Below are 23,595 nucleotides of genomic sequence, written 5' to 3' on the forward strand. Positions count from 1 at the left end.
GGCCCCGGTGCCCGGCGGCAGGCCGTCGGAGCCGATTGTCAGACCCCGCCCGTAGAGTCGAAGACATCTGGATCGGGCAGACGGGCGGGAGGTGACAGGACGTATGGGTGACGTGGCCGTGACGGAGACGAGGCGGGCCGAGGCGCCGACGGCGTCCGTCCCCGTCCGGCTCGCGGCCGTCTTCCTGCCCGCGCCACTCCCGCGCGAGGGACGGATCGCCTTCTGGGACCCCGCCGGCGGCCCCGTCGCCGAGGAGGCGGAGGGCGACCGGCCCGGCGGCCCCACGGAGCTGACCGTCGTGCGGCGGCACGGCGCCGGGGTGCGGCGCGGGACGGCTCCCGCGCTGTCGCTGCCGCTCACCGAGGCGCTGCCGCTGCTGGTGCGCGCCCGGCACGACCCGGCCGCCCACCCGGCCACCGCATGCTGGGGCGCGGCGGCCCTGCACGCCCTGCGGCTCACCGCGCGCGGCCGGCTGCTGCCCGGCCTGACCGCGGCCGGACACGACGCCTGGCGGGCCGGTCCGCTCGACCCCGACGACATCGCCCACCTGCGGGCCGTGGCCGCCGCCCTGCCCCCGGAGGGCCACGCGGTCCCGCTCGAAGGCCCGGGCCCGATCCGGCTGCCGGAGCCGGAAGCGCTGGTCCGCGCGTTCCTGGACGCGGTCGCCGACACCCTGCCCCGCACCCCGGCCGCACCCCACGCCACGGGCCGCCCGTTCGCCGCACGCGAGGCCCAGCGTCTGCCCGACGCGCACGACTGGGCCGCGGAGGTCGCCGCCGGCATGGACGCGGGCGTGCGGATCTCGCTGCGCCTGGACCTGTCGGCGTACGACCTGTTCGACCGGGACGGGGAGGGCGCCCCGGGGAGCGGTGACGGCGGCGACGGCGGCCTGCGCAACGCCGGGGCGGCCGTCGTCCAGGTGCACAGCCTCGCCGACCCCACCCTCGTCGCCGACGCGGCGGACCTGTGGTCGGGGGTGGCCGACGCGGCCTTCGGCGCCCGCGCGCGCGTGGACACCGCCCTGGCGGTACGGCGCGCGGCCCGGGTCTGGCCGCCGCTGGACCGCCTCACCGAGCAGGACGTGCCCGACGTGCTCGCCCTGTCCGAGGAGGAGGTCACCGACCTGCTGGGGGTGGCGGCCGGACGGCTCGCCGCCGCCGGGGTCGCCGTGCACTGGCCCCGCGACCTGGCCCAGGACCTCACCGCGACCGCGGTGATCAGGACCGCACCCGGTTCCGCGACCGACGGCACGGGCTTCTTCGAGAGCGAGGACCTCCTCCAGTTCCGCTGGCAGCTCGCGATCGGCGGCGACCCGCTCACCGAGGCCGAGATGGACACCCTCGCGGAGGCCCACCGCCCCGTCGTCCGGCTCCGCGACCGGTGGGTGCTGGTCGACCCGGCGCTCGTCCGCCGGGCCCGCAAGCGCGATCTCGGCCTGCTCGACCCGGTCGACGCCCTCTCCGTCGCCCTCACCGGCAGCGCGGAGGCCGACGGCGAGACGGTCGACGTGGTGCCCGTCGGCGCGCTGGCCGCCCTGCGCGACCGGCTCACCGCGGGCGTGCGGCCCGCCGAAGCACCGCCCGGCCTGCACGCCACGCTGCGCGACTACCAGCTGCGCGGGCTCGCCTGGCTCGACCTCATGACGTCGCTCGGCCTCGGCGGCTGCCTCGCCGACGACATGGGCCTCGGCAAGACCGTCACCGTCATCGCCCTGCACCTGCGGCGGGCCCGGACCGAACCGACCCTGGTGGTCTGCCCGGCCTCCCTGCTGGGCAACTGGCAGCGGGAGATCGAGCGGTTCGCGCCCGGCGTCCCCGTCCGCCGCTTCCACGGCCCCGAGCGCACCCTCGACGACCTGGCCGGCGGCTTCGTCCTCACCACCTACGGCACCATGCGGTCCGCCGCCACGACCCTGGCCGAGCAGCCCTGGGGCATGGTCGTCGCGGACGAGGCCCAGCACGTGAAGAACCCGTACTCGGCGACGGCGAAGGCCCTGCGGACGATCCCGTCCCCGGCGCGGGTGGCGCTGACCGGCACGCCCGTGGAGAACAACCTCTCCGAGCTGTGGGCGCTGCTCGACTGGACCACCCCCGGCCTGCTCGGCCCCCTGAAGTCCTTCCGCGCCCGGCACGCGCGCGCGGTGGAGAACGGCGAGGACGACCAGGCAGTGGAGCGCCTCGCCCGCCTCATCCGCCCCTTCCTGCTGCGCCGCAAGAAGTCCGACCCCGGCATCGTCCCCGAGCTGCCCCCGAAGACCGAGACGGACCACCCCGTCCCGCTCACCCGCGAACAGGCCGCGCTGTACGAGGCGGTGGTGCGCGAGTCGATGCTCGCCATCGAGGAGGCCGAGGGCATGGGCCGGCGCGGCCTCGTCCTCAAGCTGCTGACCTCGCTGAAGCAGATCTGCGACCACCCCGCGCTGTTCCTCAAGGAGGAGCGTTCGCCGGGCGGCGCCGACCGGATGACCGCGCGTTCGGGCAAGCTCGCCCTGCTGGACGAGCTGCTGGACACCGTGCTCGCGGAGGACGGCTCGGCGCTGGTCTTCACGCAGTACGTCGGCATGGCCCGCCTCATCGCCTCCCACCTGGCCGCCCGCGCGGTCCCGGTCGACCTGCTGCACGGCGGTACGCCGGTGCCGGAGCGGGAGCGGATGGTGGACCGCTTCCAGAGCGGGGCGACCCCCGTCCTCGTGCTGTCCCTGAAGGCCGCCGGCACCGGCCTCAACCTCACCCGCGCCGGGCACGTCGTGCACTTCGACCGCTGGTGGAACCCGGCGGTGGAGGAACAGGCCACCGACCGCGCCTACCGCATCGGACAGACCCAGCCGGTCCAGGTCCACCGGCTCATCACCGAGGGCACGGTCGAGGACCGCATCGCCGAGATGCTCCAGTCCAAGCGGGCCCTGGCCGACGCGATCCTCGGCTCCGGGGAGTCGGCCCTCACCGAACTGACGGCCCGTGAACTGTCCGACCTCGTGTCCCTGCGGAGGCCCGCATGAGCCCCCGGCCCGCCGACGAGGCCCGCCGCGCCCTGCGGGAGGCACGCGAGCGCGGGGAGGCTGCGGGCGGCACCGACGGGGAACGCGGGGCGGCATCGTCGGCCCCGTCGCCGTCGTCGCCCCCCGCCCCGGCTCCGTCGGCCCCGGCACGGGGAGAGGTAAGCGACTCGGGCCGGAAGCCGGGGGAGCACACCCCGCCGCGCCCCGGGGACATCGCCCGTGCCGCCCTGCGCAACGCACGCACGGCACGGCAGACGGGCGCGTACGACCCTGCGAACAGCCCTGCCGCGCCGTCCGGCACCCCCGACGAGCCCGTTGCCGCCCACGCCGCAGACGTGCCGCCGCCGGGGCGGCAGGTTCCTGTGGATCCGGCCGGGTCGGCAGGCGTGCCGGGGCGCGGGGTGCGTGGGGAACCGGAAGATGCGGCCGACCCGGCGGTCCCGACAGACCCGGCCGATCCGACCGGCTCGGGAGACCCGGGGCCCGTAGGGGAGTCGGACCCGCCCGGCGAGAAGACCGGCCGGTCCGACGACATGGCCGAGGCGGACGGCCCGGGCAGCCCAGGCGTTCCCGACGAGGCGTCACTCCCCGGTTCCGTGGGCGCCGGGGCCGCCCGCCCGGCGGACGTGGCCCGCGAGGCGTTGCGGGCGGCCCGTCGGAAGGCGAAGGCGGACGCGGCGTCCGAGGGCGGGGCGTCGGCCGAGAGCGCGGCGCACGCGCGGCGGTCGTCCCGTCCGGCCGGTCGTCAACGGCGGGCGGACGGTTCGGACACCGCCGACGTCCGCGCCCGTGCCGTACGGGACTTCGCCGCGGGTGCCTTCCGGCTGCCCCCGGAGACGGACCCGGCCGAGGAGGCCCCGCCCGCCGGGGAGTCGGCCGGTGGCTCCGCCCCCGGGGACCGGGCAGTCGCGTACCCGGAGCCGGACCCGACGCCCGGCACGGACCCCGCCGCCGGAGCCGCACCCACCGCCCCTGAAGCCGCCGCCGCACCCGACGCCGAGGGCCGGGCGGCCGCCCACCCGCACCCGGCCCCGCGCCCGGAGCCGGACTCCTCACCCGGCGCGGACCCCGCCGCCGGAACCTCGCCCAGCTCCCGCGGAGCCGCCCCCGCGCCGCGCCCGGAAGGTCCGGGACCCGGGGCCGAGTGGTCGCGGCACCCGCAGCGGTCGTCGGTGGCGCCCGGCGCGGACCCCGTCGCCGGAGCCGCGCCCACCGCCCCTGAAGCCGCCGCCGCACCCGACGCCGAGGGCCGGGCGGCCGCCCACCCGCACCCGGCCCCGCGCCCGGAGCCGGACTCCTCACCCGGCGCGGACCCCGCCGCCGGAACCTCGCCCAGCTCCCGCGGAGCCGCCCCCGCGCCGCGCCCGGAAGGTCCGGGACCCGGGGCCGAGTGGTCGCGGCACCCGCAGCGGTCGTCGGTGGCGCCCGGCGCGGACCCCGTCGCCGGAGCCGCGCCCACCTCCCCGGAAGCCGCCGCCGCACCCGACGCCGAGGGCCGGGCGGCCGCCCACCCGCACCCGGACCCGCGCCCGGAGCCGGACTCCTCACCCGGCGCGGACCCCGCCGCCGGAACCTCGCCCAGCTCCCGCGGAGCCGCCCCCGCGCCGCGCCCGGAAGGTCCGGGACCCGGGGCCGAGTGGTCGCGGCACCCGCAGCGGTCGTCGGTGGCGCCCGGCGCGGACCCCGTCGCGGGAGCCGCGCCCACCTCCCCGGAAGCCGCCGCCGCGACCGACGCTGAGGGCCGGGCGGCCGCCCACCCGCGCCCGGCCCCGCGCCCGGAGCCGGACTCCTCACCCGGCGCGGACCCCGCCGCCGGAACCTCGCCCACCTCCCGTGGAGCCGAACCCGCGCCGCGCCCGGAAGGTCCGGGCCCCGGGGCCGAGTGGTCGCGGCACCCGCAGCGGTCGTCGGTGGCGCCCGACACGGACCCCGCCGCCGGAGCCCCGCCCACCACCCCTGAAGCCGCCGCCGAGGGCCGGGCGGCCGCCCACCCGCACCCGCACCTGCACCCGGAGCCACACTCGCACCCGCACCCGGAGCCGGACTCCTCACCCGGTGCAGACCCCGCCGCCGGAACCCCGCCCACCTCCCCCGGAACCGAACCCGTGCCGCACCCGGAAGGTCCGGGACCCGGCGTCGAGAGGTCGCGGCGCCCGCAGCAGCAGCCGGCGGCGGTGCGCGGCCGTGCCTTCGCCGACGCCACCGCGCCGCCCGCGCGACCTCGCGCTCCCCGTTCGATGGCGGCCCCGGAGCGTGACGGCGACCTCCGGCGCACCTTTCCCGCGCTGCCGCCGCGGGCCGCGGACGAGGGCTTCGCCGGGACGTGGTGGGGAAACGCGTGGGTGGCCGCGCTTGAGGAGGGCGCCCTGGACGCCGCCCGGCTGGAGCGCGGTCGCGGATACGCGGAGCGGGGACACGTCGACGCCATCACCGTGACACCCGGGCTGGTCCTCGCCTACGTCCAGGGCAGCCGCGCCCGGCCGTACCGGGTGCAGGTGCGGCTGCGGACGCTCGGCGACGCCGACTGGGACCGGTTCCTGGACGCCGCCGTCGAACGGCCCGGACACATCGCCGCCCTGCTCGACAAGGAACTTCCGCACTCCCTGGCCGACTTGGCCGTCCACGGCGTCCCGCTGCTCCCCGGCCCCGGCGACCTCACCCCGCAGTGCAGCTGCCCCGACTCCGGCCACCCCTGCAAGCACGCCGCCGCCCTCTGCTACCAGACGGCACGTCTGCTCGACGCCGACCCCTTCGTCCTGCTCCTGCTGCGCGGCCGGGGCGAACGCGCGCTGCTCGACGCCCTGTCCCGGCGGAACGCGGCCCGCGCGGCGCGGGCGGCCCAGGACCGCGGACCGGCGCCCCTGCCCGGCGTCCGGGCCGGTGAGGCGCTGACCCCGCGCGCCCTGCCGCCCCTCCCGGCGCCGCTGCCCGCGCCCCCGCATCCCGAACAGCCACCGGCCTACCCGGCCGCCCCCGGCGGCCCCGACCCCTTCGCGCTGGACCAGTTGGCCACCGACGCGGCCGCCCGCGCCCACGCCCTGCTCACCACGGGACGCGATCCCGTCGGCGGGCTGACGCTGTGGCAGGACGCCGTCCGGCTCGCCGCCGCGCGCCCCGGCTCCGGCCTCACCGCGGGCACCCGCGCGCTCTACGCTTCCCTCGCCTCGGCCGCCGGACGCGACACGGCGGAGCTGGCGCGGGCCGTCGCCGCCTGGCGGCAGGGCGGACCGGAGGGCCTCGACGTCCTGGAGGAGCCCTGGGACCCGCCGGCCGGCCGCTTCGACCGCGCCCGCCCGCTGCTGCTCGCCGCCGATCTCCCCGCGTTCCGACCCTGGCGCAACCACCTCACCCACCCCCGGGGCCATGTCCAGCTCAGACTCGGCCGGGCGGGGCTCTGGTACGCGTACGAGTCGGAGCCCGGCCGCGAGGACTGGTGGCCGCGCGGCACCCCCGACCTCGACCCGGTCGGCGCCCTGACCGGCCTGGGTACCCGAGTCGATCTCTGACCCTCTCCGACCGCCGGGGAGGAGCCGGGCGGGGAAGGGGCGTTGTCTTCCGCCTGCCGGATGGATAGCCTCACCCATGGCATGTGACATTGCACAGTGCGGTGCGTGCGCCGGAGGAGGAGCCGTTGACCCTGAAGGTCGTCGTCGTGGGCGCCGGAGTCGTCGGAGCCGCCTGCGCCTTCCACGCCGCCTCGGCGGGCATGGACGTCACCGTCACCGACCGCGGACCCGTGGGCGCCGGGACGACGAGCCGCGGGGAGGGCAACGTCCTCCTGTCCGACAAGGAACCCGGCCCCGAACTCGACCTGGCCCGGCTGAGCCGCACGCTGTGGGACGAGGCGGGCCGGGAGTTGGGCCCCGACACCCTCGAACTGGAGGCGAAGGGCGGCCTGGTCGTGGCGAGCGGCACCGAAGGCCTCACCGCGCTCCAGGAGTTCGCCGCCCGGCAGGAGGCGGCGGGGGTCCGCGCCGAGCAGGTGGACCGGGTGCGGGACCTCGAACCCCACCTCGCGCCCGACCTCCCCGGCGGCGTCCACTACCCGCAGGACGCGCAGGTGCAGCCGGTGCTGGCGGCGGCCGCCCTGCTGCGGGCCGCCGTACGGCGCGGCGCGCGCTTCCACGCGGGGGAGGTGGCCGGAGCGGTGACCGGCCCGGACGGCCAGGTCACCGGCGTCCGGACGGCCGCCGGTGACCTGCTGCCCGCCGACGCCGTCGTCAACGCCGCCGGGACCTGGGGCGGCGAGGTCGGCCGACGGCTCGGCGCTCCCGTCGAGGTGCTGCCGCGCCGCGGCTTCGTCCTGGTGACCGAACCCCTGCCGCCGATGGTCCGCCACAAGGTCTACTCCGCCGACTACGTCGCCAACGTGGCCTCCTCCGACGCCGGACTGGAGACCTCGTGCGTCGTGGAGGGCACGCGCGGCGGCACGATCCTCATCGGCGCCAGCCGGGAACGCGTCGGCTTCGACACCACGATGAACACCGCCGTGGTCACCAGACTCGCGGCCCAGGCGTGCCGGCTCTTCCCGTTCCTGCGTGGAGTCCATCTGATGCGCGCCTACCGCGGGTTCCGGCCGTACTGCCCGGACCACCTGCCGGTGGTGGGACCCGACCCGCGCGTGCCGGGCGTCGTCCACGCGTGCGGTCACGAGGGGGCGGGCATCGGCCTCGCGCCCGGGACCGGCGCGCTCGTCACGGCCCACCTGCTCGGCCGCCCCTGGCGCGGCGCCGATCCGGCCGCCCACACCGGTCTTCTCCCCGACCGCTTCCTGACCGCCGGAGGTGCTCCCCAGTGAGCGAGATCGTCGTCGACGGCGAGCCCCTGCCGTTCGTCGAGGGGCAGACCGTCGCCGCGGCCCTCGTGGCCACGGGCCGCCTCGCCTGGCGCACCACCCGCGTCGGCCACCGCCCGCGTGGCGTCTTCTGCGGCATCGGCGTCTGCTTCGACTGCCTCGTCACCGTCGACGGAGCCCGCGGACAGCGCGCCTGCCTGGTCCCGGCCCGGCCGGGAATGACCGTCACGACCGAGGAGGGCGACGATGACTGACCCCGCGGACCTCGTCGTCGTCGGCGCGGGCCCGGCCGGCATGGCCGCGGCGGCCACGGCGCTGGCCGGGGGACTGCGCGTCGTGCTGGTGGACTCCGGCACCGCCCTCGGCGGCCAGTACTGGCGGCACCCGCCGGAGCACGCTCGCGCGGCCGTCCCGACCGACGACCTGCACCACGGACTGCGTCGGTACCGCGCCCTGTGCGAGGCGCTGGCCGCACACCGGACGGCGGGTCGGCTCGACCTGCGCCTGGAACACAGCGTGTGGTCCGCCGTCCGTGACGGCGACGGGTTCGCGGTCCACGCCGTCGACCGTCGCGACGCACCGCGGGAGACCGCCCTCGTCCTGCGGGCGCCCAGGCTCCTGCTCGCCACCGGCGCCTACGACCGTCAACTGCCCTTCGCGGGCTGGGACCTGCCCGGGGTGCTGACCGTCGGCGGGCTCCAGGCGCTGCTCAAGGGCGGCGGAGTGGCGGCCGGAAGCCGTGTGGCGCTGGGCGGCACCGGCCCGTTCCTGCTGCCGGTCGCCGCCGGACTCGCGGCGCGCGGCGTCGAGGTCGTCGCGGTGTGCGAGGCGGCCTACCTGAAGGCGTGGCTGCGGCACCCCGGCCCGCTGCTGCGCAACCCCGGCAAGTGGGCCGAGGGCGCCGGGTACGCCGCCGCGCTCCTGCGCCACCGCGTCCCCCTCCGCCCGCGCACGGCGATCGTCGCCGCGGACGGCGACGCACGCGTGACCTCGGTGCGGATCGCCTCGCTGGCGCCGGACGGCAGCCCCCGCCCCGGTACGGAACGGCGCGTCGAGGTGGACACCGTGGGCGTCGGCTGGGGCTTCGCACCCCAGCTCGACCTGCTCGTCCCCCTCGGCTGCGCCCTCACCGACTCGGCGGACGGCAACGCGGTCGTCGCGGTCGACGGCGGCCAGCGCACCACCGTCCCCGGTGTCTACGCCGCGGGGGAGACCTGCGGTGTGGGCGGGGCGGCCCTCGCCGTGCACGAGGGCCGGCTGGCCGCCCGGTCGGTCCTCGCCGACTCCCGCGCCACCGCCGTACCGGCGAACGAGCGCCTGGCCGCCCTGCGTTCGGCGGTGACCCGGCAGCGGGCCTTCGCCCGGGCGATGGCCCTGGCCCACCCGCTTCCTCCCGCCTGGCCCTCGTGGCTGACCGACGAGACCGTCGTGTGCCGCTGCGAGGAGGTGACCGCCGGGGCGATCCGCACCGCCCGCGCCGACGGCGCCCACGACCACCGGCAGGTCAAGCAGCTGACCCGGGCGGGCATGGGCTGGTGCCAGGGCCGGATGTGCGGGCCCGCCGTGCACTGCCTCACGGCGCGAGGGCGGGCCTACGAGCCCGCGGAACGCCTCGTCGCGACCCCCGTCACCCTCGGGGCGCTCGCCGACCTCGACGAAGCACCGACGGCGCCGTCGGCATCGACAGCACCGACAGCACCGACAGCACCGACGGCACCACCGGCATCGACGGACAACGGTGAAACCGAAAAGGAGTGTTCATGAGCGAGACCCGCAAGCCCTGGCACGGCGTCATCGTCGCGACCAGCCTGCCGTTCCACGACGACCTCTCGGTCGACTTCGCGGCCTACGGCGAGAGCGTCGCCCACCTCGCCGAGCAGGGAATGCACGGCGTCGCGCCGAACGGCTCCCTGGGCGAGTACCAGACCCTCACGTACGAGGAACGCGACCGCGTCGTCGAGACCGCCGTCGCGAACGCCCCCGAAGGGTTCACCGTCATGCCGGGCGTCGGCGCCTACGGCTCCCGCGAGGCCGAGCGGCACGCCAGGTTCGCCAAGGACGCGGGCTGCCAGGCGGTCATGTGCCTGCCGCCCAACGCCTACCGCGCCGACGACCGCGCGGTGCTCGAACACTTCGAACGGGTGGCCTCGGTGGGCCTGCCCGTCACCGCGTACAACAACCCCATCGACACCAAGGTGGACCTGCGCCCCGACCTGCTGGCCAAGCTGCACGCCGAGGGGTTCGTCGTCGGGGTCAAGGAGTTCTCCGGCGACGTCCGGCGCTGCTACGAGATCTCCGAGCTGGCGCCCGGCCTCGACCTCATGATCGGCACCGACGACACCGTGCTGGAGGTCGCCCTCGCCGGTGCCAAGGGCTGGGTCGCCGGGTACCCGCAGGTCTTCCCCCGCGCCTGTCTCGCGCTGTACGAGGCGTCCGTCCGGGGCGACCTGGAGACCGCACTGCCGCTCTACCGTCGGCTGCACCCGGTACTGCGGTGGGACAGCAAGACGGAGTTCGTCCAGGCCATCAAGCTCGGCCAGGAGCTGACCGGCCGCCGCGGCGGGGTCTGCCGCCCGCCCCGACAGCCGCTGGCCCCGGAGACGGAGGCCGTCGTACGGGCCGCCACCCGGGCCCTGGTCGACGCCGGGGTGAACTGACGATGCGCTCGACGGTCTGCTACCACGCCGTCGACTCGCACACCGAGGGCATGCCCACCCGCGTGATCACGGGCGGTGTGGGCGTCCTGCCCGGCGCGACGATGTTCGAGAAACGGCAGCGGTTCGTCGCCGAACGCGACCACCTGCGCACCCTGCTCATGTGCGAACCGCGCGGCCACGCCTCGATGTCCGGGGCCATCCTCCAGCCGCCCACCCGGCCCGACGCCGACTACGGCGTGCTCTTCATCGAGGTCTCCGGCTGCCTGCCGATGTGCGGGCACGGCACCATCGGCGTCGCGACGGTCCTCGTCGAGACCGGCATGGTCGAGGTGACCGAGCCGGAGACCCTGGTGCGGCTCGACACCCCGGCGGGCCTGGTCACGGCCCGGGTGCGGGTGAGCGAGGGCCACGCCGAGTCGGTGACCCTGGAGAACGTCGCCTCGTACTGCCACGCACTCGACCAGGTCGTCGACGTCCCCGGATACGGGGCGGTGCGCTACGACATCGCCTACGGCGGCAACTTCTACGCCTTCGTCCGCACCGACGACCTCGGCATCCCCTTCGAGCGGGCGCACAAGCAGCGGCTGCTCGACGCCGGACTGGCCGTCATGGACGCGGTCAACAAGCAGAACCCGGTGTCCCACCCGGAGAATCCGGAGATCGATGTGTGCCACCACGTCTACCTGGAGGCCCCCGGATCGACCGCGGAGCACTCACGGCATGCCATGGCGATCCATCCGGGATGGTTCGACCGGTCGCCCTGCGGCACGGGCACCAGCGCCAGGATGGCGCAACTGCACGCCCGCGGTCTGCTGCCGGCCGGTCAGGACTTCGTCAACGAGTCCTTCATCGGCTCCCGGTTCGTCGGGCGGGTCCTGGGGGAGACGACGGTCGGGGACCGCCCGGCCGTCCTGCCGTCCGTCACCGGCCGCGCCTGGATCACCGGCACCGCGCAGTACCTGCTCGACCCCACGGATCCCTACCCGGCGGGTTTCACTCTCTGAGGGGCTCGGCGGCGCCGTCCGCCCAGAGCGTGCGGACGTGCGCGAGGTGGCGGCGCATGCACTCCTCGGCCTCCCGGCCGCGGCCGGCCACCATCAGATCCAGCAGGTCGACGTGCTCCTGGGCGGAAGCGACCAGCCGCCCCGCCTCGTCGAGGCTGCTCAGCCCGAACAGGCGGGAACGCTTGCGCAGGCCGGCCACCACCTCCACCAGATGGTGGTTGCCGGCCAGGCGCAGCAGTTCGAGATGGAAGCGGTGATCGGCTTCGAGGTACTTGAGGACGTCGTGCTCGCGGGCCGCGGTGACGATCTGCCGCGCCAGCGGCCGGAGCGCCTCCAGTTGCTCGACGGTCGCGGTGGCGGCGACGCGTCCCACGGTGGGAACCTCGATCAGCGTCCGGATCTCGGTGAACTCGTCGAGGTCCCGCTCGGTCATCTCGGTGACGCGGAAGCCCTTGTTGCGCACCGCCTCGACCAGCCCCTCCCGGGCCAGGTCCAGCATGGCCTCGCGCACCGGAGTGGCGGAGACGCCGAGTTCCGCGGCCAGGGTGGGGGCGGAGTAGACGACACCGGGACGCAGGTCACCGGCGATGAGGGCGGCCCGCAGCGCGTCGGCGACCTGATCGCGCAGATGGGTCTGGACGGAGATCGCCTGGGACTTGAGATGCGGCATCCGTGCTCCTGCGTCCGACCAGCCAATTGGCCCTCACCATACAATGTCACGTTGCGCCCAAGGCGGGCCGCACGGTGTCCGGTTCTCGACGGTCCGCCGTAAATGCCTGGACTGCGTACCCCGTCCGACGGGAAACTTCCCGCTTCCGAAACTCCGGGAGTGTGATGGGGACAACACAGACGCGAGGACCGGCGCCGGGCAGGAGCGCGGTCCTCCTGGCGCTGCGCCACTACGGCCGGGAGCTGCGGCGACTGCGGCGACTGGCCCTGCCCGCGCTGCTGCTGCCGGCCGTGGGCAACATCGGCATCCGCTACGTCGCCCCGCTGCTGATCGCCAAGCTGGCCGGACAGGCCGCCGACGAGGGCGGTCTCGCCCTCGGCCCGGCGTTGCCGTACGTGCTGGGCTTCGGTGTGACGCTGCTGCTCGCCGAGGCCGTCTGGCGGGTCGGGCAGCACTGCCTGAACCGCGTGGACGCGCTCGGCATGGAGCACCTGTACGTGAGCGGCATGGACGAACTCCTCGCCAAGGACGCCGCGTTCTTCCACGACAACTTCGCCGGTTCCCTGACCAAGCGGGTGCTGAGCTACGGCAAGCGTTTCGAGGACTTCGTCGACACCGTGACGTACCGGATCGTGGGCAGCCTCGTGCCCCTGCTGTTCGGTGCCGTGGTGCTGTGGAGCTACGAACCGATGCTCGTCGTCGGCCTGTTCGTCATGATCGCGTTGACGGTGGCGGCCGCGACGCCGCTGATCCGCCGTCGCCAGCGGCTCGTCAACGACCGGGAGGCCGCGATCGCCCGGGTCTCCGGCCATGTCGCCGACAGCCTCATGAACATGGAGACCATCCGCGCCTTCGCGGCCGAGCAGCGGGAGGCCGCCGAACACCGCAGCCGGGTCGCGGACTCCCGCCGCCTGACCCTCAGGTCGTGGGACTACGGCAACCTGCGCGTGGACACCCTGATCGCACCGATGTCCGTCCTGACCAACGTGCTGGGCCTGTTGGTCGCCATCGCCTTCGGCGGTCCGGGCCAGGGAGTGGAGGAGGTCGTCGTCGCCTTCACCTACTACTCCAACGCCACCCAGATCATGTTCGAGTTCAACCAGATCTACCGGCGGCTGGAAAGCTCGATGACCGAGGCCGCCCAGTTCACGGAGCTGCTCCTCGACCCGCCCACCGTGCTGGACGCCGAAGCGCCCGAACCCCTCGCGCCGCGGGACACCGGCGTCCGCTTCGAGGCGGTGACCTTCGCCCACGCGGGGACGAAGCCCATCTTCCGGGGACTCGGCCTGGACGTGCCCGCGGGCGCCAGGATCGGCCTGGTCGGCCGGTCCGGCGGCGGCAAGACCACACTCACCCGGCTCCTGCTGCGCATGTCGGACATCGACCACGGACGCATCCTGATCGGCGGCCAGGACATCAGCCGGATGCGCCAGGCCGACCTGCGGTCACTGATCGCCTACGTCCCGCAGGAACCCGCCATGTTCCACCGCAGCCTGCGCGACAACATCGCCTTCGCCAGGCCGGGCGCCACCGACGAGGAGATCCACGCGGCCGCCGCGGCCGCGCACGTCACGGAGTTCGCCGAACAGCTCCCCGACGGCTTCTCCACGCTGGTGGGGGAGAGAGGGGTGAAGCTGTCCGGCGGCCAGCGCCAGCGCGTCGCCCTCGCCAGGGCCGTCCTGCGCGACGCCCCGATCCTGCTGCTCGACGAGGCGACCAGCGCCCTGGACTCGGAGAGCGAACTCCTCGTCCAGGACGCCCTGTGGCGGCTGATGGACGGACGCACGGCACTCGTGGTCGCCCACCGTCTGAGCACCGTCGCCGGGATGGACCGCCTCGTCGTCCTCGACCGCGGACGCGTCGTGGAACAGGGCACCCACAAGGAACTGCTCGCCACGGACGGCGCCTACGCCAGGCTGTGGCAGCACCAGTCGGGCGGCTTCCTGGGCGAGAGCGACGAGTCCGAGAGCGACCAGCCGGAGAACGGCGAGTCCCAGAGCGACCAGCCGGAGGTGGCCCTGGAACGCCCGGTCGCATGACAGGCCCGCGGGTCCCCGACGCCCGCGCGCGTCAGTCGTCGTACGACAGGCCGTGCCCGGTGCGGAAGAGGACCCGGGTCGGGTCGTCGGCCCGCTGCACGGGCACGGGCAGCGTGCCGCGCGGCTCGGCCCGGCCGGCGATCACCCGGGCGGCGGCGCGCAGTTCGACCTCCGTCCAGCAGTAGGAGGCCAGCGAGGCCGGGACGTCGCCGAGGTGGGCGATGTCGTAGGGGTTGCGCACCGCGAGGTGGACGACGGGGACGCCCGTCGCGCGCAGCCGGGACACCAGGGTGCGCTGGGCGCTGGTGGCGCCGACGTTGTCGGTGGTGACGATCACCGCGTCCCGTCCCCGTGCGGCGGCCACGGCCTCGTCGATCTTCGCCGCGTCGGGCTCCCGGCCGGTGGCCAGGTGGGTGGTGCGGTAGCCCAGCTCCTCGAACGCCGTGGCCAGTTCGGGCACCGAGGTGCGGGTGTCGTCGGTCGGGAAGGCCGGGCTTGCGCCGGTCACGAGCAGCTTGCGTTGCTCGCGGCGCAGCGGGAGCGCCTCGTCCTCGTTGACCAGCAGGGTGGTGGTGCGCTCGGCGATCCGGGCGGCGGCGAGCCGGTGCCCGCGGGCACCGACGACCCGGTCGACCTCCCCGCGGGAGGTGTAGGGGCTGCCGCTGAGCAGGCCGACCTTGTCCTTGATGCGCAGGATCCGCAGGACCGACGCGTCGAGCCGGTCCTCGGTGATCTCCCCGCCGCGCACGGCGGCCAGGACGCCGTGGTAGGCGACGTCGATGTCCAGCGGGAACAGCAGTTGGTCGACGCCCGCCTTGAGGGCGAGGACGGGCACGCGGTCGTCGCCGTACTTGGTGCGCACGCCCTGCATGTTGAGGGCGTCGGTGACGATGACGCCGTCGAAGCCGAGTTCGTCGCGCAGCACGCCCTGGAGGATCGCGGGCGACAGGGTGGCCGGCTCGTTGCTGGGGTCGAGCGCGGGGACCTGGAGGTGCGCGGTCATGATCGAGTCGACACCGGCGGCGATCGCGGCCCTGAACGGCGGGGCGTCGATCCGGTCCCACTCCTCGCGGGTGTGGGTGATCACCGGCAGCCCGGTGTGGCTGTCCTGTCCGGTGTCCCCGTGGCCCGGGAAGTGCTTGGCGCAGGCCACTACGCCGGCGTGCTGGTACCCCGTCACCTGCGCCGCCACCATCCGACCGACCTGGCGGGCGTCGGCGCCGAAGGAACGGACGTTGATGATGGGGTTGGCCGGATTGACGTTGACGTCGGCGACCGGGGCGAAGTTCTGGTGGATGCCCAGGGCGGCGAGTTCGGTGCCCGATATCCGCCCGGCGGTGCGCGCGTCGGAGAGCGAGCGGCCCGCGCCGAGCGCCATCGCGCCCGGCAACTGGGTGGCGCCGCTGCCGATGCGGACGTTCGCCCCGTGCTCCTGGTCGATGGAGATGAGGGACGGGATGGGAGTCGGCAGGGCGAGGGAGGCCCGCTGCACTTCGTTCGACAGGTCCGCGACCTGGCGGGGGTCCTGGATGTTGTTCGCCCAGCCGGAGAAGTAGATGACCCCGCCGATGTGGTACTTGGCGATCAGCTCGGCCAGGGTGCGGACGCCGAGTTCCCTGAGATTGCGTTCCTGGTCGAACTGGCTGGGAGAAGTCGCCGACGTACCGTAGAAGTACGGGACGAACAGCTGGCCGACCTTCGCCTCGATGCTCATCCTGGAGATGATCTTCTTGAGGCGGTGGTCGCGCCCGTGCGCGGCCGCGGGGGTGGCCGTCACCCCCACGGCGCCCGCCGTGCTCGCGGCGACCACGGTCGCGGAGGCGAGAACGGTCCGTCTGGACAGACTCCGGTCCTGCATGCGGGCATGCTCCTTCCAGCCTTGCTCGTCAAGGGAATTGAAGGAAACTTGAAGGACTCCGAACAGCGGGAAACGTAGCCTGCGCGTCACGGGCGGGCAAGAGGTCTAGACAAAATAGGTCTAGGCCACGGCGGGGATCGAGCGGCCCGCCCAGTCCGGAGCCGGTTCGGTCAGCTCGGTGAAGCGGCGCCGTACCGCGTCCGGGAACTCGGCCGCCCGGCCCGCCTGCTGGTCGACGTGGACCGCCAGCAGCTCCGTCGTCGCCACCGGGGCCGCGTCGGGCGCCGGAGCCGACTCCGGTCCGGACACCACGTACATCTCGTGCCCGAAGCGCGCCTTGCGGGCCGCCGCGCCCAACACGCGTGTACGGACGGCCAGATGAGCCGCCTCCGGCACGTCCCGGAGATAGCGGATGTGGGACTCGACCGTGTAGAGGGAGCAGCCCGTGGACTCGCGGTACCCGGAGTCCAGGCCCGCCTCGATCATCAGCGCGTCCGTGGCGTGACCGAAGACGAGGACGTAGAAGGCCTCGCTCATGTGGCCGTTGTAGTCGATCCACTCCGAGCCGACCGTGCTGCGGAGCAGAGGCAGCTGCGTCATCGCGGGTCCTCCGCGCGGTCCAGGCGGCCGGTGGCGCGCAGTACTTGGACGACGCCCCGGTCGCGTTCGGCCACCAGGTCCACGAGGGAGCGGCCGTCCGCCGCCTCGTCGCAGCCCGCCACCACGGCGTCGTACAGCTCCTTGTCCAGTTCCGGTGCTGCCAGGCGCGTCCACGGCGACTTCAGGGACGGGCCGAAGTGGTCCAGCATGTGCGCCATGCCGCCCTCGCCGCCCGCGAGCGCGAAGGTCAGCATCGGCCCCATCACCGCCCAGCGCAGCCCGGGGCCCTCGGTGATCGACAGGTCGATGTCCCGGACCGTCGCCTCGCCGTTCGCGACCATGTGCAGCGCCTCGCGCCACAGGGCCTCCTGGAGGCGGTTCGCTATGAACCCCGGTACCTCGTTGTCCATCGTGATGACGGACTTGCCCGCGACCTCGTAGAAGCGGGCGGCCCAGGCGACCGCCGCCGGGTCGGTGCGCTCGCCGCCGACGACCTCGACCAGCGGGATGAGGTAGGGCGGGTTGAACGGGTGCCCGACGACCAGGCGGGTGGGGTCGGCGGCCGCCGTCTGCATGTCGGTCATCGGGTAGCCGGAGGTGGAGGAGGCGATGACCACGCCGGGCGGCGTCGCCGCGTCCAGCCGGGCCAGCAGATCACGCTTGAGGTCGAGCTTCTCGGGGGCGCTCTCCTGGACGAAGTCGGCGTCGGCGACGGCCTGTTCGAGGGTGTCGGCCACGGTGAGCCGGTCGGTCGACGCCCCCTCGGCGAGGCCGAGGAGGGTGAGCGTCGGCCAGGCCGCGTCGACCAGGCGGCGCAGCTTCCGCGAGGCGTCGGGCGCCGGGTCCCAGGCGGTCACGTCGTAGCCGCGGGCCAGGAAGTGGGCGACCCAGCCGCCGCCGATGACTCCGGCACCGACGCAGGCGACGCGGCGGACGTTCTCGGGTGAGGTCATGAGGGGATCCTTTGTCGAGCGGGCGGACCTGCGGGCTACTTGCGGGGCTTGAGACCGAGGGTGGCGCGGGCCTCGTCCGGCGTCGCGACGCGTGCGCCGATCGACTCGGTGATGGTCACCGCCCGCTCGACGAGCTGGGCGTTGGTCGCCTTGTTGCCCTTGCCGAGGTACAGGTTGTCCTCCAGGCCCACGCGGACGTGACCGCCGAGCAGGATCGACTGCGCGACCCACGGCATCTGCATCCGGCCGAGCGCGAAGCTCGCCCAACGCGCCCCGTCCGGAAGCATGTTGACCATCGACTGGAGCACCCCGGGGTCCGCGGGCGCGCCCCACGGAATGCCCATGCACAGCTGGAACACCGTCGGGTCGTCGAGCAGGCCCTCCGCGAGCAACTGCTTGGCGAACCAGAGCTGCCCCGTGTCGAAGATCTCCAGCTCGGGCCGTACGCCCAGCTCCTGGATGCGCCGCGCGCCCGCGCGGAGCATGTCGGGCGTCGAGACGTAGAGGTTCGAGCCGTCGCCGAAGTTGAGCGAGCCGCAGTCCAGCGTGCAGATGTCCGGGAGCAGGTCCTCGACGTGCGGAAGCCGGTCCAGCCCGCTGACGAGGTCGGTGCCGGGGAGGTGGGTGAGCGGGTCGTCCGGGTCGATGACCAGGTCGCCGCCCATGCCCGCGGTGAGGTTGATGACGACGTCGGTGCCGGTCTCCTTGACGCGCTCGACGACCTCCCGGTACAGCTTCGGGTCGCGGGACGGAGCGCCGGTCTCCGGGTCGCGTACGTGGATGTGCACGACGGCCGCTCCGGCGTCGGCCGCCTCCACGGCGTTGCGGGCTATCTGCTCCGGGGTGACGGGCACATGGGGGCTCTTGCGGACGGTGTCGCCGGCGCCGGTGAGCGCGCACGTGATGATGACGTTCTCGGTCATGGGCATACGGGAACTCCCGGGATCGGGGCTGTTGTCGCTGAGGGGCTGAGGGGCTGAGGGACGGTTGCGGACTACGGGGCCAGAATCGTGTCGGTGACATGGGTGGTCAGCGCCGCGTGCATCGCGTCCGCGGCGGCGGCGGACGAGGGCCCGCCCACCGAGAGGACGTGCGTCGCCAGGCCGTCGATCAGCGCGGTGAGCGTCAGGGCCGCCGCCCGCGGATCGAGCCCGGCGCGGAACACGCCCTGTGCGACACCTCGGCGTACGACGTCGGCGACGGTCTCCCGCCACTGCCGGTAGTACTCGGAGTGCAGTCGGCCCACCGCGGTCGAGCGCGCGGCCTCGGCCCACAGGTCGAGCCACACCGCCCACTGGCGGCGCTGCTGCGCGGTGCGCGGCGTCTGAAGCGCGATGAGCTGGCGCAGCTCCGCCGCCGCGTCGTCCGCCTCGGCGAGCCGGGCGGCACGGCGCGCGGTGTCCTCGTCCATGCACCAGCGCACGGCCGCCTCCAGGAGTTCGGCGCGGCCGGGGAAGTGGTAGTGGATCGCGGCGCTGCTGGTGGCGCAGGCGCGGGCGATGTCGGCGACCCGCACCGCGTGGAAACCGTGCTCCGCGATCAGCCGGACCGTCTCGCGGACGATCTGGAGCGGCCGCCCGCCCTCGACCCCGGTGGACGGTTCCACGGCCGCCTTCTCGCGGGCCCGGGCGCCGAGCAGCCAGCCCGCGTCCACCCGACCCTCGTCGGCGATCCGCGCCAGCTCCGCGGCCGTGAAGCGGCGGGTGCCGCTCAGCGAACGCGACAGCTTGGACGGATCCATGACGACACGGCGCGCGAACTCGCGCTGGCTGACGCCCGCGGCCGCGATGACCCCGCGGACGCGGGCGGCGATGGCGGCGGTCGGTGCGCCGTCGAGGACGTCGTCGGTTTCCACGGGCCACGACCTTAGACACGTGTTGCGGAAAACTCAACATCGCCGGAGAAGGAACCCGCAGATACAACGCCTCATTGAGCCCCTGACTGATGCGCCAGTCAGAAGCGCAACGGGGTGATGGCGACGACGGGAGGGAATCGCCGCGCGGGCCCCGTTTCATCACGGTTGAGTACCGAGCCGGAACTATGGCTTCCGTCACAGCAAACGTGATCTTGGCCTGGTGAGATCGCCGGATGCTCGGTTTCCTCGTCCGTCTCCTGCCCTTCTGGGTCCGCGAGCCGCTGCTCATCGTGGTCGGGTCCGTTTTCGGCGTGCGCATCATGTACCTCGCCCATCGCGACGGCGAAGGGGTGGCGGCCGCGATCGGCCTGGCGTTCCTGGTGTTCACCGCGGTGCGGATCCACACGGTGGTCCGGGCCCTGCGCGCACGCCGCGCCCCCGCGCCGACGGCCCCCGCCCCGGCGGCCCCGGCCCCGGCGGCCCCGGCCCCGGCGGTCGTCGCCCCGACCGCTCCTGAGAAGGAACCCAACGCGTGGGGCCAGGCGTTCGCGGCCGTGGCCGTCTTCGCGGCGCTCGGGGCGGCCGCGTGGCTGGGCCCGGACCTGCTGCCCGGCGAGGACGAGGGCACGCCGTCGGCCGCCTCGTGTGCGAGCGGGGAGGACGAGAAACTGCCGGGCGCCTACGAGAAGACGCCCCGGGCCGTGACCGGCGGCGAGCTGTGCACGGCGCTCAACCGGTCCGACCTGGCCCAGCTCCTCGGAACGCCCGCGGAGACCGCGACCGTGGCGTCCGGCACCAGCAACACGGCCCCGCTGACCGACGGGAAGATCGCCCAGCCGTCGGCCGAGGTCCAGTTCGACACGTACACCGTGCACGTCTCGGTCACGTACAACCAGTTGTCGATCGCCCAGTACGTCAAGCTGATGAAGTACGGCGAGGAGACGGACGTCAAGACGCTCTCCGTCCTCGGCCGGCCCGCGGTCCTCGCCTCGGACCACACCATGAGCATCGAGATCGACCTGGGGAGCGGCAGCTCCGGCGGACCGGTCGGACAGGGCCCCCTGGCCCGGTCCCTGTCCGTCGCCCTCGACGCGAAGGACCAGGGCGGCTACTACGACATCACCGTGTGGAGCGACTCCGGAGCCCTCCCGGACGACAGCGCCCTCCTGGACATCGCCGAGAAGGTGCTCCCGACGATTCCCGAACGGGCCGGGTGACCGGAACCCGGCCGCTCCCGCAGCAGCCCCCGGGTCACCTCGCCGCCCCGGCCCGTACCGAGTGGGTCCTTCAGACGCGCGGCTCCTCGGGGAGGAACGTCACCTGCGGGGCGCCCGTGCGCGGGTGGGTGGCGACTTCCGCCGCCACTCCGTAGACCTCGGCCAGGAGCCGCGGGGTGAGGATCTCGGTGGGTGGGCCGGAGGCGGTGACTTCGCCGTCGTGCAGGACGTAGAGGCGGTCGCAGTAGTAGGCGGCCAGGTTGAGGTCGTGCAGGGCGAGCAGGACGGTCGTGGGCAGGCGGCGCAGGGTGCCGAGCACCGACAGCTGGTGCCGGACGTCGAGGTGGTTGGTGGGTTCGTCGAGGACCAGGAGGGTGGGCCGCTGGGCCAGGGCGCGCGCGATGAGGACGCGCTGGCGCTCGCCGCCGGAGAGCCGGTCGAAGGGGCGGTCGGCCAGGTGGCGGGCGTCGACCGCGAGGAGCGCGCCGTCGATGAGTTCGGCGTCCTCGGCGGTGTCACCGGCGAGGAGTCGTTTGTGCGGGGTGCGGCCCATGGCGACGACCTCGCGGACGGCGAGGTCGAAGTCGGCCGCCGAGTCCTGGACCACCGCCGCCACCGTACGGGCCAGTTGCCGCACCGGCAGCGACCAGGCGTCGCCTCCGTCGACGAGGACCTGGCCGGTGTCGGGGCGCAGGACGCGGTAGACGGCGCGCAGGAGGCTTGATTTGCCGCTGCCGTTGGGGCCGACGAGCCCGATGGTCTCGCCCGGACGGGCGGTCAGGGAGACGTCGCGCACCAGGTGACGGGCCCCGGCGGTGAGCGTGACCCCGTCGACGCTCAGGTCGGACGCGGTCATGCCACTCCTCGGTCCGTGCCGCGCCGGGCGTCCCGGCGCATCAGCCACAGGAAGAACGGCCCGCCGCACAGGGCCGTGAGCACACCGACGGGTATCTCCATCGGGGCGGCGACCGTCCGCGCGGCGATGTCGGCCCAGATGAGGAAGACCGCCCCGCCGAGCGCCGCCGTCGGCAGCACCCGGCGGTGGTCGCCGCCGACGAACAGGCGCACGATGTGCGGCATCATCAGGCCGACGAACCCGATCGGTCCGGCCGCCGCGACCAGCACTCCCGTGACGAGGGAGAGCAGGACGAACAGCCGGGCACGGAACCGCGCCACGTCCAGACCCATCGTGGTGGCCGCCTCCTCGCCGGTCAGCAGCAGGTTCAGATTGCGGGCCTGCACCATGAGGACGCCGACACCGAGGAGCAGGGCCGTGCTCGGCAGCCACAGCGTGCCCCAGTCGACCCCGCCCAGGCCGCCCAGAGTCCAGGCGAGGACCGCGCGGGCCTCGTTGCCCCGGTCGGTGGTGAGCAGCAGCAGATCGAGCAGCGCGGTGAGCACCGCCGCGATCGCGACCCCGGACAGCACCAGCCGCGACGAGGTGATGCGTCCGCCGGTGCGGGCCGTGGCGTAGACGAGCAGGAGCGCGCCCAGGGCGCCCACGAAGGCGGCCACCGACAGGGAGGCCGGTCCGAAGACGGTGACGCCGAACACGATCACGGTGACCGCGCCGAGGGACGCCCCGGAGGACACTCCGAGCAGGTAGGGCTCGGCGAGCGGATTGCGCACCAGGGCCTGCAGCGCGGTGCCGACCACCGCGAGCCCGGCTCCGGTGACGGCACCGAGCAGAACCCGCGGCGCCCGCACGTCCACCACGATGGTCTCCCGGGCCCGCGACCAGTCCGGCTCGTGCCAGTCGGCACCCAGCGCATGCGTCACGATGCCCCACACCTGGCCGGGCGGCACCTGTACGGAGCCGATCGCCAGGCCGGCCGTGGCGGAGACGATGAGCAGGGCGGTGAGTACGAGCAGCGTGATGCCCGACCTCGTACGGCCCGGCCCCGGCTCGGTGGTCCTCCGGCGTCGCACCACCGGCTCGGCGGACGTGTCGGTGGCGGCGGCCTGGGTCACCGGAAGCTCTCGGGGTGCAGTCCGCGGGCCAGGTCGTCGACCGCGTAGGCCGAGCGGATGCCGACCAGGGTGGCGGTCAGCGGCAGCACGACGAATCGCTTGTTCCTGATGGCGGGCACGTCGGCGAGCGCGGACTGGGACAGCAGGAACTTCTTCTTCTGCTCGACGCTTCCGGCGCCCGCGTAGTCGTAGACGGCGATGACCTCCGGCCTGCGCTCGATGACCTGCTCCCAGGAGACGTCGCCGAAGACGTCGTCGAGGTCGGCGAAGACGTTCTCGCCGCCGGCCAGCCGGATCAGTTCGGTGCCGAGGCTCTTGCCGCCCGCGGTGAAGGCGGCCTTGTCGCCGCTGTCGTACACGAAGACGGGCACCTCGGGCTCGGCCTCGACCTCGGCGGCCGCCTTGCCCACGCGGCCTTCGAGGTCGGCGACGAGCTGGTCGGCCCGGTCCGGGACACCGAAGATCTTGCCGATGGTGCGGATCTCGTCGTAGGTGTCCTTCATCGTCACCCGCCTCTTGCCGCAGTACTCACGGTTGAGATAGGTGTCGATGCCCGCGTCGGCGAACGCCTCGCGGGAGCGGCCCTCCTTCTCGGCGAAGGCGCTGCCGTAGCCGCCGTAGACGAGATCCGGTTCGGCGTCCAGCACCCTCTCGAACGACGGTTCCTTCTCCGCCAGTTCGGGGATCGCCTCGTAGTCCTCCTCGAGGCTCGGCAGGACGGCGGAGTCGGGGAAGGCCGTACCGACCATGCGGTCCTTCAGGCCGAGGGCGAGCATCAGCTCCGCCGGGTGCTGGTGGATGGTGACCACCCGCGACGGCGGCTTGTCGTACGTCGTCTTCACGCCGCAGTTGTCGACGGTGACGGGAAAGCCCGCGGGCACGGCCGCGGTGGCCTTCGCGTCCTGGCCGCTCTGCTCCGGCGAACCGCAGCCGGTGGCCAGCAGCACCGACGAAAGAGCCATGGCAGCCGCCGTGGCA

18 protein-coding genes are annotated in these 23,595 nt (G+C 74.4%); 9 read left to right on the forward strand and 9 right to left on the reverse strand.

Features of this window, described 5'->3' with window-relative positions; translation table 11 throughout:
• The first annotated feature begins 103 nt into the window (after positions 1-103).
• From ACGH52_RS30930 to ACGH52_RS30960, 7 genes are all read left to right on the forward strand, one after another.
• Positions 104-2,998 (forward strand): DEAD/DEAH box helicase, encoded by a 2,895-nt coding sequence (locus ACGH52_RS30930; protein WP_399944048.1) that lies wholly within the window; start codon positions 104-106, stop codon positions 2,996-2,998.
• A gap of 1,418 nt (positions 2,999-4,416) precedes the next feature.
• The gene (locus ACGH52_RS30935; protein ID WP_399946927.1) at positions 4,417-6,504 is read left to right on the forward strand and encodes an SWIM zinc finger family protein; all 2,088 of its coding nucleotides are present in this window, start codon (positions 4,417-4,419) and stop codon (positions 6,502-6,504) included.
• A gap of 131 nt (positions 6,505-6,635) precedes the next feature.
• The gene (locus ACGH52_RS30940; protein WP_374103179.1) at positions 6,636-7,796 is read left to right on the forward strand and encodes an NAD(P)/FAD-dependent oxidoreductase; all 1,161 of its coding nucleotides are present in this window, start codon (positions 6,636-6,638) and stop codon (positions 7,794-7,796) included.
• A complete protein-coding gene (locus ACGH52_RS30945; protein WP_059300377.1) occupies positions 7,793-8,047 on the forward strand; it encodes a (2Fe-2S)-binding protein in 255 nt (84 codons plus the stop codon). Before ACGH52_RS30940 ends, ACGH52_RS30945 begins: the two co-directional genes overlap by 4 nt.
• Positions 8,040-9,557: an FAD-dependent oxidoreductase gene (locus tag ACGH52_RS30950; RefSeq protein ID WP_399944051.1), complete on the forward strand. Its 1,518-nt coding sequence runs from the start codon at positions 8,040-8,042 to the stop codon at positions 9,555-9,557. Before ACGH52_RS30945 ends, ACGH52_RS30950 begins: the two co-directional genes overlap by 8 nt.
• Positions 9,554-10,450 carry a dihydrodipicolinate synthase family protein gene (locus ACGH52_RS30955; protein WP_210974946.1) on the forward strand — a complete coding sequence of 299 codons (897 nt, stop codon included), beginning with the start codon at positions 9,554-9,556 and terminating at the stop codon, positions 10,448-10,450. Before ACGH52_RS30950 ends, ACGH52_RS30955 begins: the two co-directional genes overlap by 4 nt.
• 2 nt (positions 10,451-10,452) lie before the next feature.
• The gene (locus tag ACGH52_RS30960) at positions 10,453-11,454 is read left to right on the forward strand and encodes a proline racemase family protein (RefSeq protein WP_076977030.1); all 1,002 of its coding nucleotides are present in this window, start codon (positions 10,453-10,455) and stop codon (positions 11,452-11,454) included.
• Here the strand turns inward: ACGH52_RS30960 and ACGH52_RS30965 are convergent.
• Entirely contained in the window at positions 11,444-12,124 is a 681-nt protein-coding gene (locus ACGH52_RS30965) for a GntR family transcriptional regulator (protein WP_121701722.1), read from the reverse strand. The genes ACGH52_RS30960 and ACGH52_RS30965 overlap by 11 nt on opposite strands.
• Before the next feature lie 164 nt (positions 12,125-12,288).
• On the opposite strand from ACGH52_RS30965, the gene ACGH52_RS30970 reads away from it, so the two are divergent.
• Positions 12,289-14,163, forward strand: a complete 1,875-nt coding sequence (locus tag ACGH52_RS30970) for an ABC transporter ATP-binding protein (RefSeq protein WP_121701721.1) — start codon at positions 12,289-12,291, stop codon at positions 14,161-14,163.
• 31 nt (positions 14,164-14,194) lie between these two features.
• On the opposite strand, the gene ACGH52_RS30975 is transcribed toward ACGH52_RS30970, so the two are convergent.
• From ACGH52_RS30975 to ACGH52_RS30995, 5 genes are all read right to left on the reverse strand, one after another.
• Positions 14,195-16,021 (reverse strand): glycoside hydrolase family 3 protein, encoded by a 1,827-nt coding sequence (locus ACGH52_RS30975; protein WP_399944058.1) that lies wholly within the window; start codon positions 16,019-16,021, stop codon positions 14,195-14,197.
• Between the two features lie 120 nt (positions 16,022-16,141).
• On the reverse strand, positions 16,142-16,621 hold the full coding sequence (locus ACGH52_RS30980) for a thioesterase family protein (protein ID WP_399944061.1): 480 nt from the start codon (positions 16,619-16,621) through the stop codon (positions 16,142-16,144).
• Positions 16,618-17,574, reverse strand: coding sequence for a 3-hydroxyacyl-CoA dehydrogenase NAD-binding domain-containing protein (locus tag ACGH52_RS30985; protein WP_399944064.1), 957 nt, complete (start codon positions 17,572-17,574; stop codon positions 16,618-16,620). Before ACGH52_RS30985 ends, ACGH52_RS30980 begins: the two co-directional genes overlap by 4 nt.
• A gap of 35 nt (positions 17,575-17,609) precedes the next feature.
• Complete coding sequence (locus ACGH52_RS30990; RefSeq protein ID WP_076977035.1) at positions 17,610-18,503, reverse strand: 3-keto-5-aminohexanoate cleavage protein; 894 nt, start codon at positions 18,501-18,503, stop codon at positions 17,610-17,612.
• Between the two features lie 65 nt (positions 18,504-18,568).
• The gene (locus ACGH52_RS30995) at positions 18,569-19,429 is read right to left on the reverse strand and encodes a TetR/AcrR family transcriptional regulator (protein WP_121701717.1); all 861 of its coding nucleotides are present in this window, start codon (positions 19,427-19,429) and stop codon (positions 18,569-18,571) included.
• Between the two features lie 233 nt (positions 19,430-19,662).
• On the opposite strand from ACGH52_RS30995, the gene ACGH52_RS31000 reads away from it, so the two are divergent.
• Complete coding sequence (locus ACGH52_RS31000) at positions 19,663-20,646, forward strand: DUF6215 domain-containing protein (protein WP_210974941.1); 984 nt, start codon at positions 19,663-19,665, stop codon at positions 20,644-20,646.
• Between the two features lie 70 nt (positions 20,647-20,716).
• Here ACGH52_RS31000 and ACGH52_RS31005 read toward each other — a convergent pair whose 3' ends face one another.
• Genes ACGH52_RS31005 through ACGH52_RS31015 form a run of 3 tightly spaced genes read right to left on the reverse strand, consistent with a single transcriptional unit; the run spans position 20,717 to position 23,579 of the window.
• Positions 20,717-21,502 carry an ABC transporter ATP-binding protein gene (locus ACGH52_RS31005; RefSeq protein ID WP_399944069.1) on the reverse strand — a complete coding sequence of 262 codons (786 nt, stop codon included), beginning with the start codon at positions 21,500-21,502 and terminating at the stop codon, positions 20,717-20,719.
• On the reverse strand, positions 21,499-22,617 hold the full coding sequence (locus ACGH52_RS31010; RefSeq protein WP_374103176.1) for a FecCD family ABC transporter permease: 1,119 nt from the start codon (positions 22,615-22,617) through the stop codon (positions 21,499-21,501). The genes ACGH52_RS31005 and ACGH52_RS31010 overlap by 4 nt, the downstream gene beginning before the upstream one ends.
• Positions 22,614-23,579, reverse strand: coding sequence for an ABC transporter substrate-binding protein (locus tag ACGH52_RS31015; RefSeq protein ID WP_399944072.1), 966 nt, complete (start codon positions 23,577-23,579; stop codon positions 22,614-22,616). The genes ACGH52_RS31010 and ACGH52_RS31015 overlap by 4 nt, the downstream gene beginning before the upstream one ends.
• Positions 23,580-23,595: the final 16 nt, after the last annotated feature.

This window comes from Streptomyces sp. BBFR25, from assembly GCF_044590125.1.
GTDB classification, from domain to species: Bacteria; Actinomycetota; Actinomycetes; order Streptomycetales; family Streptomycetaceae; genus Streptomyces; species Streptomyces canus_D.